Origin of the sequence: Paenibacillus woosongensis (assembly GCF_030122845.1) — a bacterium.
In the GTDB taxonomy this organism is placed as follows: Bacteria; Bacillota; Bacilli; order Paenibacillales; family Paenibacillaceae; genus Fontibacillus; species Fontibacillus woosongensis_A.
Map to the genome: position 1 here is coordinate 1,429,996 of NZ_CP126084.1, position 15,940 is coordinate 1,445,935.

Genomic DNA, 15,940 nt, shown 5'->3' on the forward strand with positions numbered 1-15,940 from the left:
AAAATCAAATGAAACGAGGTATTGCCCATGAATTATGAAATAGTACATGTAGAGGAAAAAACAGTCGCAGGACTCCGGATCAGAACCAGTAACAACGATCCCCTTATGAGCCGAAAGATAGGTGAGCTCTGGCAGCGGTTTTATCAGGATGGAATCTATCACGCGATACCTGGCAAAAGGAATGATAAAAGCATTGGCTTATACACCCATTATGAGATGGATGTTCATGGCGAATATGATGTGATCGTATGCTGCGAAGTGCAAGGAGCGGGGGACTCTGATGCCAAACAAAGTTTAGAAGAGGCGGAGATTCAGATCGAAACGATCCCTGCGGGGAAGTATGCAAAATTTATTGTGCAAGGTCATATGCAGCAGGCGGTGGCTGAATTTTGGACGAAGCTGTGTTCGATGGAGCTGGATAGAAAATTCAGCTGCGATTTTGAAGAGTATCAAAGCGGTGGAGACATGGATAACGCCGAAATTCACATTTATATTGCATTGAATTGAATTGAATTGAATTGAATTGAATTGAATTGAATGTGGGGCGGGGATTTCGTTATTACATTAGAGGGGGATGGTTTTTTTGTGCGTACATCGCGGACGTTTTAATAGTGAATGTCCATGCAAATGTGGACACTAGGGAGATCATCATCCAACGCATAGCGCTGACTACATATTGTGTTTGAATATTATAAAAATCTATATATAGATGATCCCAGATGGCGCAGATATATTTCAGGTGTCCACTATTTGAAAGACATTTCGGCATGAAAAGTCCACTGGGACAACACATTTCGACTTTATATACAGAGCCTCTAGCTTGTCGTATTATAAACAATAATAAAGCTCATGGGAGGCCATCGCGAAAAGCAAAAGATAATCTCCGTACTGGGTGCCAGGTTCCATATTTATAATGCCAATCAAGCATGTCGGAAGCATGCGCAGAAAGGGATTTAAGTCTATTTTGAAAGATGAATGGATCATACTGAATGCGGGCGAGGCCGAGATCGGGCGGATCAAAGAGGATAGCAGGCTACTAGCACTGCTGCGGCGGTTCCTCAGCAGCTTAATTCCGCAAACTTATAACGTAGAAATAAATGGAAGTACGGTGACTACTTTTAAGCAAAATTTCAATTCGTTTGTCACGAAAATTAATGTGGATTTCTCCACCGACCCGTCTCACACGCTTGATCGCCGCTTTGGTCTTGCTGCCAGCATATTGTTGTGTGCAATTGACGGCAAGCAGTCGAGCTAAGGAAATTCTCTACCGATTAATACGATGAAGAAGGGGCTAAAACAGCCCCTTCTTACTAGCTCAGGACGAGAATTCACAACCTTTGGTTAATTTCGTTAAGAAACTTGCCATTGAGGAACGTATTACCTTAGAAGATGCACGACTTATTATCGAGAAATATAATGCAGAGTGGAGAGGGATATAGACGCCGGATTTAACGGTGTTTTTCATCATTGTTGGTATGTCGGCTGTTCAGTATTTTATGGCTAGCAGGAATAGTTTCATACTCGGTGCCATCATCCCTCTAGTGTTCACTGCTGTGATAACATGGATGTTTACAACCAATAGAATTGAAAGTAAGACTGCGTATATTGTATTACTTCTAGTTGGATTGATTATTTTGGTAGAAGAGTGGGCAAGAGGCCGGAAATCTCTCCGTAAGCGTCAGCAGAAGGAAATGGATATCATGATAACCAAAGATCTATGATTCCTTTCCTCAGGGGAAAAATACATTTGACAATCGAAAATCAATTCACTATACTTTCTGTAAACTTATATGTCAATTACGATGATGGAACGAAGTAGCGGGCAGTCACTGTTCTCAGAAAGCCAGGGGTCGATGCGACCTGGCAGCATTACTGATCCCTTGCGAATTACACTCCGGAGTATCTTGGGTAATGCCAAGCGGGTTGGCTCACGATAGCGAGCTGAGAGAGGTATGATGGCGAATCCGGCTGACGGATGTTGAGATCATCGTACAAATTGGGTGGTAACACGGTTAATTCAATCGTCCCTTTAGTCTGAAACAGACTAGGGGACGTTTTTTATTTTATGGAGTATAGGGAGCTGAAGATGTTGAATATTATCGATGAATTGGAATGGCGCGAAGCGATTAATCAGCAGACGGATGCGGAGGGGCTCCGCAAGCTGACCGAGGAGAAGGCGATCTCCTTGTATTGCGGGGTGGACCCGACGGGAGACAGCATGCATATCGGGCATTTGATTCCTTTTATCGTGCTGAAAAGATTTCAACTGGCAGGGCACAAACCTGTCATTCTCATTGGCGGCGCAACCGGAACGATCGGTGACCCAAGCGGCCGTCAGACCGAGCGCAGCCTGCAGACGATGGAGCAGGTACAGGCTAACGTTGAGGCGCTGACTGCGCAAATGAAGAAGCTGTTTATGACCGACGGGGACAATGAGCTGAGACTGGTGAACAACTACGATTGGACGCATCAGTTGAACGTGATTGATTTTCTGCGGGATTACGGGAAGAATTTCAGCATCAATGCGATGCTGGCCAAAGATGTCGTAGCAAGCCGTTTGGATAGCGGAATTTCGTTCACGGAGTTCTCGTATCAAATTCTGCAGTCGATGGACTACCTGCATCTGTATCAGGAAGAGGATGTTCAGCTGCAAATCGGTGGCTCCGATCAATGGGGCAATATTACAAGCGGGCTGGATCTCATTCGCAAAAAAGTAGGCCCGGAAGCGAAAGCCTTCGGCTTAACGATTCCGCTCATGCTGAAGGCCGATGGCACGAAATTCGGCAAAACGGCCGGCGGCGCGGTCTGGCTTGATCCGAAGAAAACGACACCGTACGAGTTCTACCAGTTCTGGGCAAATACCGATGACCGCGATGTCGTTAAATACCTGAAATACTTCACGTTCCTCGATAAAGAGGCGATTGAGGCTCTGGCTGAGAAGGTACAGACCGAGCCGCATAAACGCGAAGCGCAAATTACGCTGGCCGAAGAAATGACCCGGTTCGTGCACGGCGAGAATGCGCTGGCTGAGGCTAAGCGAATTACCGCCGCTCTGTTCAGCGGGGATATTAAGTCTCTGACTGCTGATGAAATCGAACAAGGTTTCAAAGAAATGCCGACCTTCGAAGCAGCCAAAGAATCCAAGAATATCGTCGATTGGCTCGTTGACGTAGGCATTGAACCCTCGAAACGCCAAGCGCGCGAGGATATTACGAGCGGGGCCATCTCTCTGAACGGGGAGCGGGTCAATGAGCTGGAGTTCGAGATTACGGCCGATCTGGCGATCGAAGGCCGCTTCATCATCGTCCGCAAAGGGAAGAAGAAATACCATTTGGTGAAATTGGTTTAGGGGTACGAAACGAAAGGCACAGCAGTCTCCTGCGGGAGGGTGCTGTGCTTTTGCTTTTTATGCAAAAAGACGCCGAGTTATCTTGGCGTCTCTGCGTAGGTTAGATGAGCGTTTCGGAGGTGCCGCCGGATTGCAAATCATTCCAGGCGACATATAAGCTAAGTGAGGCGGCGATTAGAAACAAAATGGCGGAAAGCAGCGCGATTTCGTTTCTTCGGGTCGTTGAAATCGAACTGCCATGGCGACCGCTTATACTTCGTATTTTTACGGGTTTTGCATGCTTTCTTGCCGACTGCTTTACATGCTTTTTTATAGGTCTCACACGCTTCACACGCAGTCACTCCTTTGGAACGCAATGGCATACTCCAGAATATGTTGGCGTAGGAGTGATCGTTCCGAAAAGAGAAGAAAATGGACAAATAGTAGAGTTGAGCCCTGAGGAAGCATCATCTTGCGGGAGCAGCCTCTTAGGGGGAATACAGTTCCCGTATCAAGGAAGATTAGCAAATACTGATCTGTTTCACTTTCATATATCCACTCGCAGTTGCTTATTCAGAAGGTCGACGATCTACTATGCCGGCTATCTTCCAGAGTAGTTAGCTCAACAGGGAACATGTCTCCATTTTTAAATAGATTGACTATAGAAGTATTGCTGCTGTTTTACCCGCCAAACCGATTCGCCGCCTGAGGTCATGCTGAGACAGAGGAACCTGTATTAGCAGAATAGTCAACATATCATACATACATACATACATAGGTGAGGGGTGCCCCGTAAACTATTCATTTAGTGGCTGGGGCATCCTTCTTTGTCACCATAGCTCTAGGTTTGTTATTATAATAATGCTAACAAAATATAATAAACTATAGAATTATTTTTACAGTTAATGTATGATGAGAATTGTAATTTCCATTTCTATCTACTTTTCCGCAGAAAGGAGCTTCGTAGTAACGCCAATCAAGTAAGCGCTTACCTATCATCCAAACTATTGAATTGGAGGGTTCTATTTATGGCTAGAAAACTGTTGAAGTCTTTTGCTACAATGCTTCTTGCTATGACCGTTATCACAGCCTCGGCTATTGTTTCCGGCGGGCAAGCATCCGCGGCAGCTACGCCTGTAAAGGGATTCTATGTGAACGGTACGACGCTTTATGATGCAACGGGCAAGCCATTTGTCATGAGAGGGGTCAATCATGCTCACACCTGGTTCAAGAATGATTTAGCAGCCGCTATACCCGCGATCGCCGCGACAGGATCGAACACCGTAAGAATCGTACTGTCGGATGGGGGACAGTGGACGAGGGACGATGTCGCTTCGGTCCAGAATATCATCGCCTTATGTGATCAATATAATCTCATTACGATGCTCGAAGTACATGATGCGACAGGCTCGGATTCTGCCTCAACGCTGAATCGTGCCGTTGACTATTGGATCAGCATTAAAGATGCGTTAATCGGAAAAGAGGATCGCGTCATCGTCAACATTGCCAATGAATGGTTCGGGTCATGGAGCTCGGATGGCTGGGCAAGCGGTTATCAGGCGGCGATCCCGGCTCTCCGCAATGCAGGCATTAAGAACACGCTCGTTGTGGATGCGGCAGGCTGGGGACAATATCCGAACTCGATCTTTGAGAAAGGATTGGCTGTTGCGAGCACCGATCCGCTGAAAAATATGATCTTCTCTATCCATATGTACGAATATGCGGGCGGCGATGCCGCAACGGTAAAGAGCAACATTGACAATGCCCTGGCCCTGAATATTCCCGTCATCATTGGCGAATTTGGACATAAGCATTCCAGCGGCGATGTGGATGAGGCGACCATCCTGAGCTATACCCAGCAGAAAGGCGTTGGCTGGCTGGCCTGGTCCTGGTATGGCAACGGCGGAGGCGTCGAATATTTGGATCTGGCAACGGGCCCGGCGGGAAGCTTGACGGATTGGGGTAAAACCGTAGTGAACAGCACCTATGGCACACTCGCTACATCTCAGCTTAGCGGAATTTACACAACGCCTGGTTATCAGCCGGTTCCGGATAACGGGAATCCTCCGGTGCCAACAGCACCGGCCGCTCCAACAGGCTTAACAGCTGCGGCAGGGAATGGACAAGCCGTATTGAGCTGGAATGCTTCCTCCGGAGCGACAAGCTATGCGGTCAAGAGAGCAGCAGTCAGCGGCGGGCCTTACACGACGATTGCCAGCAACGTTGCAGCTACCGGCTATACGGATACGGGATTGACGAACGGCAATACGTATTATTATGTGGTGAGCGCCGCGAATAGCGTCGGAACAAGCTCCAATTCCACGCAGGCCAGCGTAACTCCGCAAGGTACGCCAGTACCTTCCAGCTCCCTCGTTTTACAATATCGGGCTGGGGATACAAACTCCAGCGATAATCAAATCAAACCGTATTTTAACATCAAAAATAACGGAACGAGCGCCGTCAATCTAAGCAGCCTGAAGCTTCGCTATTACTTTACGAAAGACGGCAATCAAACGATGAACGCCTGGATCGATTGGGCTCAGGTGGGGTCAAGCAACATTCAAACGGCCTTCGGCAGTGTTTCTGGCACTCATGCAGACACCTACGTCGAGCTCAGCTTCACGGCCGCAGCAGGCTCTATTGCTCCCGGCGGGCAGACCGGGGACATTCAACTGCGGATGTCCAAATCCGACTGGTCCAACTTTAATGAGAACAACGACTACTCCTTCGATGCCACCAAGACTTCATACACCGACTGGAACAAAGTAACATTATACAACAACGGAGTACTGGTCTGGGGGAATCGAGCCTTAATCGAAATTGGATCTAAACAAGAAATAACCTTGTTCTCTCTAGGAGCACAAGGCTATTTCTTTCGCGAAATTTTGGTTCATGGGCGATGTGGTTGTTCATTTTGAAAGCGTTTTTAAAAAGTTGTTGTCAAAATAAAAAGGGCTTGCTATAATGGCGTTGAAAAGCTTTTCAAAAAAGGAAGTCGACGAAGATGAAACCTACAATTCGGGATGTTGCCAAGATGGCAGGAGTATCCATCAGCACGGTATCCCGTGTTATGAACGCCCCGGATACAGTGATTGAGAGTAAACGGAGGCGGGTGTTGGATGCGATCGAGGAGCTGCAGTATCAGCCGAACTCTTTTGCTCGGGGCTTGATTTACAAAAAGTCATTTACGCTGGGCCTGCTGATCCCTGATATCGAGAACATTTACTATTCCGGCATCATTCGGGGAGTGCAGGATGCTTGCATCAAGCTTGGCTACAGTCTTATGATTTGCAATACGGACCGCGACAAGGATCGTCTGCTGTCTTACATCGACGCGTTTCATGAGAAACAGGTGGATGGCATCGTTTTTGCTAGTGACATTATTTTTCCAGAGTATTATGAGAAGCTGGCCGGCAGCCGAATCCCGTTTGTACTTGTTTCCTCCCACTCCTATGAATATGACATCCCGAGCGTGGAGATTGATGATAAGGCGGCGGCATATGATGCGGTCAAATACTTAATTGGTCTTGGCCACACTGACATCGGCATGATTGGCTTCAACCATGAGAATTCCATAGCTGGACCGCCACGTTTTGAAGGTTTTGTGCAAGCGCTTACGGATTGCGGGCTGGAGCAAAACGTGGAGAAGGTCAAATATGCGAACCACCGTTTTGAACATGCGTATGAGGCGGCCGGCGAATTGTTTGCGGAGCACCCAGGCATCACCGCGGTTTTCTGCGTAGCCGACGAGTTCGCGATGGGGACGATATCTTATTTGAACGATCGGAACATCAGCGTTCCGGAGCAAGTATCCGTTATAGGCTTCGATAACCTGCGGGTAGCGAGCATGTATATTCCAAAGCTGACGACGATTGCGCAGCCGATCTACGAGTTGGGTTATCGTGCGGCAGAGAAGGTGCATGAACTGGTCACGACGGGAAGCATCGACATTTTACGAGAAAAAATGGCCCATCGGCTCATTGTACGGGATTCCTGCCGAGAAAAGTAAGTTTTACTTATTTTTCTGTCGATTCTGAAAAGCTTTTCAGAATCGGGAAATCGTAAAAATTTGAATGAGGAATCAGCAAAATGTAAACGTATGCGACCTTGTAGATCATGATATGCTTAGCCTAAGAAACGAAGATTGAAGCCTTGAAGGGGGTGATCCTGGAGAAGAATGATCCGTTTAGCGGGCAAAAAACGAGGAAGAAGCAAGAATGCAAGACCCTGCAACTAGGGACGCAAGATTTACTAAACTAAAGGGGATGTTCATAAGATGAAGAACGCTGTAGGACGAAAAATGTCATTGCTTCTCGTACTATTGCTGTCATTTACGATGGTGCTGAGCGCCTGTGGCGGGGGCGGAAATACGCCGAAAAATGAGCCGCCAGCGAATACAGGAGGCAACAACCAGGGAGCAGCAAACGAAGGCAGCAGCAACGAGAATCTGTCGCCTCTGGAGCTTGCGCTGAAGGGCGAATATAAAGGAACGAAAGTAACGATGTTCGGTCCGTTCGTAGATGCTGACCAAGTGAAATTCGAAAGCAGCATTAAAGAATTCGAGGAGAAAACCGGGATCGACATTCAATATGAAGGCTCCAAAGAATTCGAAGCGACGATCAATATCCGCGTAGACGGCGGAAATGCTCCGGACATCGCTGACTTCCCGCAGCCCGGTCTGCTGGCTTCTATCGCAAAAACGGGGAAAGTCATCGACTTGACCAACATTCTTGACCAGGACAAATTAAAAGCGAACTACAACCAAAGCTGGCTCGACATGGGAACGATGGACGGCAAAGACGGCAAAATTCTGGCGGGGATCTGGAACCGCAGTAACGTGAAGAGCTTGGTATGGTATCCGAAGAAGCAGTTCGAAGAGGCAGGATACAAAATTCCCGAGACATGGGATGAAATGATGGCCTTGACTGAGCAAATCGCCAAAGACGGCGACCCTGCTTGGAGTATCGGTATCGAGTCCGGTGCAGCCACAGGCTGGACAGCTACGGACTGGGTGGAGGACATCATGCTCCGCACTACAACTCCAGAGAATTACGACAAATGGGTAAACGGCGAGCTTCCGTTCACATCTCCTGAAGTGAAGCGTGCTGTAGAAATTATGTCTGACATCTGGATGAATAAAGATTATGTATACGGCGGCACGAAATCGATCGTAACTACGGCATTCGGTGATGCTCCGGCTCCAATGTTCACGGATCCTCCAAAAGCCTGGTTCCACCGTCAAGGCAACTTCATCACCAGCTTCTTCCCGGAAACGGCTAAAGTGGATGAAGATTACGACTGGTTCTACCTGCCATCTATTGATAAAGAATACGGCAAGCCAGTACTTGTAGCGGGCGACATTTACGCGATGTTCAACGATCGTCCGGAGGTTCGCGCGGTCATGGAATTCTTCACGACGGGCGAATCCATCAAAACTTGGGTTCAATCCGGCGGCGTTATCGCGCCTATGAACGACGCATCTCTCGACTGGTACAGCTCCGAATCCGACCGCCGCATGGCGAAGCTCGTACAGGATGCATCCACGCTCCGCTTCGACGGATCTGACTTGATGCCTGGTAAAGTTGGCGCAGGTACGTTCTGGAAGGGGATGACCGACTACGTGAGCGGTACGGCTTCCTTGGATGACGCATTGAAGCAAATTCAGTCCGGCTGGGATAACTAATCTGCAATTATCGTCATTTTTCACACGTTGTTAACGGGTAAAGAGGAGCACTATGGTTCGATTGCTAGCTGCTCCTCTTTTCTTGTCTTATCAACTTTGATCACGAAGTTATTCAAGGTGCTAATCGGCATCGAATCTTGCATAACACCCTTGAAAAGCATACTAAAACGTTTTGAAAAAAACGTACATCAAAAGCTTAGGCTTCGGTGCTGAAAAGTTGACACTTTTGATCAGGCTTACGAAGACAAGTTTTGCTACGCAAAACAAGCGAATGTTTACGAAGTTAGTTTTGCTTCGCAAAACTTTTAGGGGGAGCTATTATGAGTGCACAAGCAAAACCAAGAATTAGCATGAAAGCCGTGCTCTTATCCTTGCTTGTACTATTGGCCAATATCGCCGTACACGGTTCCATATTTTTGTTTTTCCGCGATTCGACACTTAACCCGCTGCTGACGGCCGTATTTGCCGTGCTATGGGGAGTCGTCGGCGTCTACCTCATCTATTACACGTTTAACTGGGCGGTGGAGCAGTACCCGGAGCAAGTCCGGCGGAAAGTCCTGCCGTTCATCTTCGTTGGCCCGGCAACCCTCGTCCTGGGATGGCTGCTTATTCTGCCTGCATTGCGGACGCTATATTTAAGCTTCTTCAATGCTTCCTCGGATAAGTTCGTCGGTCTGGCCAACTATGCGGCCATTTTTACCGACCGCCTGCTCGCGACGGCGCTGCGGAACAACCTGTTATGGGTGTTCGTTGGGACGCTGGCCTGCGTAAGCCTGGGTCTGCTGATTGCAATTCTGGCTGACCGCAGCAGCTACGAGAGGATCGCTAAGTCGATCATCTTCATGCCGATGGCGATTTCCTTTGTGGCTGCCGGCGTAATTTGGAAGTTCGTTTACTACTATCAGCCTGGCGATGAACAAATCGGGATATTGAACGCAATTGTTACATTTTTTGGCGGTGAGCCGCAGGCCTGGACAAGTATGCTCCAGCCATGGAATAACTTTTTCCTGATTATCATTCTGATTTGGATGCAGACGGGATTTGCGATGGTTATTTTCTCCGCCGCGATCAAGGGCGTCCCCGAGGATATTTTGGAGGCGGCGCGCGTGGACGGCGCGGGAGAAGTCAAGATTTTCTTCGGCATTATGATTCCATATATCTCTTCGACGATTTTGACGGTCACTACGACCATTATTGTATTCACTTTGAAAATATTTGACGTCGTCATGGTGATGACGGGAGGTCAATACGATACAGAAGTTGTAGCGACGCAGTTCTACCGGCAGTTTTTCATGTACCGCAACTTCGGTTACGGCTCCACGCTGGCTATCGTGCTGCTGATCGCGGTCTTGCCTGTAATCATTATCAATTTGCGCCAGTTCCGCAAGCAGGGGGGATTCTAAATGGTCGGCCGTAAAAAGAGAAAAGGAAACAAGACCGTAGTCAACATCGTGCTTGGCATCATTTGCTTCATCTGGCTGCTCCCGACGCTCGGATTATTCATCTCCTCGTTCAGGCCTGCGGCGGATATTCTGCAGACGGGCTGGTGGAAGGTGTTCCCTCACCAGGAGTGGAAGGCTGGAGAGAGTTTGCAGCTATCTAAAGAAGTCGATTTGCGCGAGCCGATTGAAGTGAACGGAAAGACCTACACCGACGATCAGCTGAAGGCTGGCGTCACCGAGGGCGACCACCGCCTCGTGTGGGAGAACCGCAGAGCCCGCACGGTCAATGTACAGGAGCGCGGCTGGGAAGTGAAGCCTGATTTTACGCTGGACAACTACAAGAACGTCCTGTCCGGGAAGGAATATAAGCTGAAGCTCGGCGATGGCAGTGAAACCGTACAAAAAGGAACCGGCCTGTCCCAGGCCTTCTGGAACACGCTGACCATCGCTGTACCGGCGACGATTATTCCGGTGCTGATCGCTTCGTTCGCGGCATACGCCTTTGCTTGGCTGCGATTCCCGGGCCGCAAGACGCTGTTTGTCATCATCATCGCCATGCTCGTCATTCCAATTCAGGTTGCGCTTATTCCGATCCTGAAGGATTACACGGCGCTTGGCCTAAATGGCAGCTACCTGGGCATTTGGCTAGCGCATACCGCGTTTGGTCTGCCGCTCGTGACGTACTTTATGTATAACTTCATCAGCCAGCTGCCTAAAGATTTGTTCGAGTCGGCGTTCATTGACGGCGCGAGCCATTTTACAATTTTCAGCCGGCTGATCTTGCCGCTGTCCGTGCCGGCCTTGGCGTCGATCGCGATCTTCCAGTTCCTGTGGGTCTGGAACGATTATCTCGTATCGCTCATTTTTATCGGCAACCAGCCGAACGTACAGGTCATGTCCATGAAGATCGCCGACCTTGTCGGCTCGCGGGGCAATGACTGGCATTTGCTGACCTCGGCCGCATTCATTTCGATGCTGATGCCGCTGACGATTTTCTTCCTGCTGCAGAAATATTTCGTCAAAGGGCTTATGGGCGGATCGGTTAAAGGCTAGTAGCCGCGCATTACTGCAACAATCAACAAGAGAATGATTACGGAATTGGAGGGGCCTGGCAGAGATGAAAATGAAGCCATACGAGCATCCGAAGGCATTGTATCCTTATGAGGAATGGCACGTTACTGAACAGTCCTATGATGAAGAGAACAATCAAAGAAATGAGAGCATATTCGCTTTAGGCAACGGATATATCGGCATGCGCGGCAATTTGGAGGAAGGGTATTACGGCAAGACAGGAAAATCGGTTGTCGGCAACTACTTAAACGGCTTCTACGATTCCGAGCCGATCGTATACCCCGAGGGGGCTTACGGGTACCCGTCGCGCAACCAGTCCATGCTCAATGTTCCGAACGCGCAATGGATCGAGCTGAGAGTCGAGGGGCATCCGTTTCATTTCCACTCCGGCAAGGTGCATAGCTCCAAACGGCAATTGAATATGCAGAAGGGAATCTTGCAGCGCGAGGTTGAATGGGAGTCGCCGGCGGGACATCGCGTGTTGATCCGGATTCAGCGGATGGTCGCTTTGCAGCACAAGCATTTGGCGGCGATCCAATATGAGGTGACCGCGCTGAATTTTGAAGGCAGCGTCGCGCTGATTTCAGGGGTGGACGGCAAAATCGCCGAGCCGGAAGCAACCGACGATCCACGTCTTGGCGGAGCGCGCGCTGAGCCGAATTTGCTGCTCGAAGAAACCGGGCATGAGAGAGCGATGTTATGGATGAGGCATCGTACCCGTTATACGAAATTTGCCCTGCTCACTGCGATCAGCCATCGCATCGAAGCCCCTTGGGGATACGAAATGTCGGTGCAGCAGAACGAGCAGCGGATGTCGGCGAAATATAAGCTGCAGCTGAAAGGCGGAGAGACCGCGCGGCTGACCAAATACATCTCGTATCATACGACCCGGGATTATGCCGAGGAGGAGCTGGTCCGCCGCAGCAGCGAAGTGCTGCGGCAGGCGAGCGACAGCGGCTTTGATCTGCTGGCTGAAGAGCAGCGCGTTTACCTGGAGCGATTCTGGCAGCGGGCCGACGTGGAGATCAACGGCGACGTGGCGCTGCAGCAGGGGATTCGCTTCAACGCTTTTGCCCTGCTGCAATCGGCAGGCCGCGACGGCGTCACGAACATCGGAGCCAAGGGCCTTACGGGCGAGGGTTATGAAGGCCACTATTTCTGGGATACGGAAATGTATATATTGCCGTTCTTTACGTATACCCAGCCTGAAATTGGCAGGGCCTTGCTGGAGTTTCGCTATAACACGCTGGATAAAGCGCGGGAGCGGGCAGCCGTCATGTCGCAAAAAGGGGCGCTCTATCCTTGGCGCACCATCGATGGCGCTGAGAACTCAGCCTATTTCCCGGCGGGCACAGCCCAGGCGCATATCAATGCCGATATTGCTTACGGGATGAAGCAGTACGTGCAGGCGACCGGGGATATCGAATTCCTGGTGACCAAAGGAGCCGAAATTCTGTTTGAGACATCCCGTTTCTGGGCCGACCTTGGCCATTACAACCCGGCGCGCGGCGGCGCCTTCTGCATCGATGCCGTAACTGGACCGGATGAATACACGGCGATCGTCAACAACAATGCGTACACGAACCTGATGGTGCAGGAACAGCTGACCTACGCTTATGAGACGGCGGCGTTTTTGCGGGAGCAGTATCCGCAGGATTACGACCGGCTATGCCGGAAGCTAGGGCTGACAGAGGAAGAAATCGAAGGATGGCTGAACGCAGCGGAGAAGATGTTCATTCCGTTCGATGAAGAACTGGGCATTTATGCGCAGGACGATACATTTTTAACGAAGAAAAAATGGGATTTCGAGAATACACCGGCAGAGAAATATCCGCTGCTGCTGCATTATCACCCGCTGGTGATTTACCGCCATCAGGTGCTGAAGCAGGCCGATCTAGTACTCGCGATGTTCCTGCTCGGAGACCGGTTCTCCCTGGCGGATAAAATCCGCAACTTCAATTATTACGAGCCGCTGACAACACACGACTCCTCGTTGTCCACATGCATTCATAGCATTATTTCCGCGGAAATCGGGGATTTGGCAAGCGCGTATTCCTATTTCGACCGCACGGTGCGCATGGATCTCGACGATGTGAACCGCAATGCGAAGGATGGCCTGCATACCGCGGCCATGGCGGGTTCCTGGATGTCGATCGTAAACGGCTTTGGCGGCATGCGCGCGTATGATGGAGTGCTCAGCTTTGATCCGAAGCTGCCGGCGCAATGGGACAGTTATCGCTTTAAGGTAATGAACCATGGCCAACGGGTTGATATTTTTGTTGATCAGGAGGGTGTCGTATATACCCTACTGGAGAGCGATAGCACGGAGGGCTTGGAGATTAGGCATAAAGGAGATACCTTAAACCTGCTGCCTGGAGAACCCGTGAGAATGCCATTTGTAAAAAAACTGGAGGCCGTCATCTTCGACCTTGACGGTGTGATTACCGATACGGCAGAGTACCATTATCTGGCCTGGAAGGAGCTGGCCGAGGAGCTAGGCCTTCCGTTCGACCGCGCCAAAAATGAACGCCTGAAGGGCGTCAGCCGGATGGAGTCGCTGGAAATTGTACTTGAGGACAGTGAGCGGAGCTATACCGCCGAAGAAAAGGCGGAGCTGGCGAAGCGGAAAAACGACAGCTATAAGCGGATGATCGAGCATATCACGCCTGCCGATCTGCTGCCGGGCATCCGCGAGCTGCTCGTCAGCCTGCAAGAGCAGGGGATCGCGGTCGGGTTGGCGTCGGCCAGCCACAATGCGCCGTTCATCCTGGAGCGGCTAGGCGCCAGCTCCTGGTTCCAGGCGGTGGCTGACCCTGGCAGCGCCCGCAAAGGCAAGCCGGATCCGGAAATATTTCTGCTGGCCGCAGAAATGCTTGGCGCAGATCCGGCGAACTGCATCGGCGTCGAGGATGCCGAGGCAGGCGTTGCCGCCATCCGGGCCGCCGGGATGAAGGCCGTCGGCATCGGAAGCGCCGCCCAGCTCGGCGCCGCCGACCTGCTGCTTGCCTCGACGGCCGAGCTGAGCCTGGACAAGCTGCAGCAGCTGATGGCTTAGTCTGATTGCTGCCGGGCTAGGGCTATTCTGGCTCGGCAGCATACACAGCCCCGCTCCTCTCCCGCTTGCAGGGAGAAGGAGCGGGGCTTTTTTTACAATGTGCGCCTGTACGCTGTACGCGCCTGTACGCTGTACGCGCCTGTACGCTGTACGCGCCTGTACGCTGTGCGAGCCTATACCGCACGACCTAATGCAGCAACGCCATCGCCACATGCCCTGTACCTACGCTGTTGGTTCACACGCGTTTACAAGTTACACAGGCAGCACGTCGCGCACTCGGCACGTCGGATACTCGGCACGTCGCATACTCGGCACATCGCACACTCGGCACGTCGCGCACTCGGCACATCGCACACTCGGCACATCGCACACTCGGCACATCGCACACTCGGCACATCGCACACTCGGCACGTCGCACGCTCGGCACGTCGCACGCTCGGCACGTCACACGCTCGGCACGTCGCACGCTCGGCACGTCGCACGCTCGGCACATCGCACGCTCGGCACATCGCACACTCGGCACGTCGCACACTCGGCACGTTGCACACTCGGCACGTCGCATACTCGGCACGTCGCACACTCGGCACATCGCACACTCGGCACCTCCACATGCTGTAAGCCTCCGCGAACGGACCCTGTTTCCGCTATTTGTCCCAAATCAGCAAAATTCACACGCTATCGGACCCTAGTTCCGCTATTCCACCATTACAGCAGCAAAAACGCGTGAAAATGCTCAAATAGCTGATCCTGTGTCCGTAAGCACACGAATCTGCCACTTTTCCGTACAAATAAGGTCTCCCATGTCCGTAAGAACTGGTGACAGCAGATACTCACAATCCCTTAGGGCGTGCTGTTGAATTTTTATACTTCAGGCAGTTACAAAACAGCAGCTGACAATGTGAAACAGGGGTTATGGATGTTACACAGGCAGCACGTTGCACACTCGGCACGTCGCACACTCGGCACGTCGCGCACTCGGCACGTCGCATACTCGGCACGTCGCACGCTCGGCACGTCACACGCTCGGCACGTCGCGCACTCGGCACATCGCACGCTCGGCACGTCGCAGACTCGGCACATCGCATACTCGGCACGTCGCATGCTCGGCACGTCGCGCACTCGGCACGTCGCACACTCGGCACATCGCACGCTCGGCACGTCGCGCACTCGGCACGTTGCACACTCGGCACGTCGCATACTCGGCACATCGCACACTCGGCACGTCGCGCACGCGGCACGTCGCGCACGCGGCACGTCGGATACTCGGCAGGTCGCACACTCGGCACGTCGCATACTCGGCACGTCGCGCACGCGGCACGTCGGATACTCGGCACGTCGCATACTCGGCACGTCGCGCACGC

At 51.2% G+C, this 15,940-nt stretch carries 11 protein-coding genes; 10 read left to right on the plus strand and 1 reads right to left on the minus strand.

All coding sequences use genetic code 11. From position 1 onward, the window contains the following. The first annotated feature begins 27 nt into the window (after positions 1 to 27). The 4 genes from QNH46_RS06240 (at position 28) to tyrS (ending at position 3,349) form a co-directional block, all read left to right on the plus strand. Complete coding sequence (locus tag QNH46_RS06240; protein ID WP_283927343.1) at positions 28 to 507, plus strand: GyrI-like domain-containing protein; 480 nt, start codon at positions 28 to 30, stop codon at positions 505 to 507. 457 nt (positions 508 to 964) lie between these two features. Then, the gene (locus QNH46_RS06245; RefSeq protein ID WP_283927344.1) at positions 965 to 1,255 is read left to right on the plus strand and encodes a hypothetical protein; all 291 of its coding nucleotides are present in this window, start codon (positions 965 to 967) and stop codon (positions 1,253 to 1,255) included. An 82-nt stretch (positions 1,256 to 1,337) separates the two neighbouring features. After that, positions 1,338 to 1,439, plus strand: coding sequence for an SHOCT-like domain-containing protein (locus QNH46_RS24560; RefSeq protein WP_430691884.1), 102 nt, complete (start codon positions 1,338 to 1,340; stop codon positions 1,437 to 1,439). 650 nt (positions 1,440 to 2,089) lie between these two features. Further along, positions 2,090 to 3,349 (plus strand): tyrosine--tRNA ligase, encoded by a 1,260-nt coding sequence (gene tyrS / locus QNH46_RS06250; protein ID WP_283927345.1) that lies wholly within the window; start codon positions 2,090 to 2,092, stop codon positions 3,347 to 3,349. 100 nt (positions 3,350 to 3,449) lie between these two features. Here tyrS and QNH46_RS06255 read toward each other — a convergent pair whose 3' ends face one another. Further along, positions 3,450 to 3,680 (minus strand): hypothetical protein, encoded by a 231-nt coding sequence (locus tag QNH46_RS06255; RefSeq protein ID WP_283927346.1) that lies wholly within the window; start codon positions 3,678 to 3,680, stop codon positions 3,450 to 3,452. Between the two features lie 676 nt (positions 3,681 to 4,356). Between QNH46_RS06255 and QNH46_RS06260 the strand changes: the two genes are divergently transcribed. From QNH46_RS06260 to pgmB, 6 genes are all read left to right on the plus strand, one after another. Next, positions 4,357 to 6,246, plus strand: coding sequence for a cellulose binding domain-containing protein (locus tag QNH46_RS06260; protein ID WP_283927347.1), 1,890 nt, complete (start codon positions 4,357 to 4,359; stop codon positions 6,244 to 6,246). A gap of 86 nt (positions 6,247 to 6,332) precedes the next feature. Continuing rightward, positions 6,333 to 7,337 carry a LacI family DNA-binding transcriptional regulator gene (locus QNH46_RS06265; RefSeq protein WP_283927348.1) on the plus strand — a complete coding sequence of 335 codons (1,005 nt, stop codon included), beginning with the start codon at positions 6,333 to 6,335 and terminating at the stop codon, positions 7,335 to 7,337. Positions 7,338 to 7,604: 267 nt separating this feature from the next. After that, a complete protein-coding gene (locus QNH46_RS06270) occupies positions 7,605 to 9,011 on the plus strand; it encodes an ABC transporter substrate-binding protein (protein WP_283927349.1) in 1,407 nt (468 codons plus the stop codon). Between the two features lie 320 nt (positions 9,012 to 9,331). Continuing rightward, on the plus strand, positions 9,332 to 10,414 hold the full coding sequence (locus QNH46_RS06275) for a carbohydrate ABC transporter permease (RefSeq protein WP_283927350.1): 1,083 nt from the start codon (positions 9,332 to 9,334) through the stop codon (positions 10,412 to 10,414). Further along, positions 10,415 to 11,506 carry a carbohydrate ABC transporter permease gene (locus QNH46_RS06280; RefSeq protein WP_283927351.1) on the plus strand — a complete coding sequence of 364 codons (1,092 nt, stop codon included), beginning with the start codon at positions 10,415 to 10,417 and terminating at the stop codon, positions 11,504 to 11,506. Between the two features lie 64 nt (positions 11,507 to 11,570). Beyond that, positions 11,571 to 14,579 (plus strand): beta-phosphoglucomutase, encoded by a 3,009-nt coding sequence (gene pgmB / locus QNH46_RS06285; protein WP_283927352.1) that lies wholly within the window; start codon positions 11,571 to 11,573, stop codon positions 14,577 to 14,579. The last annotated feature ends 1,361 nt before the right edge of the window (positions 14,580 to 15,940 follow it).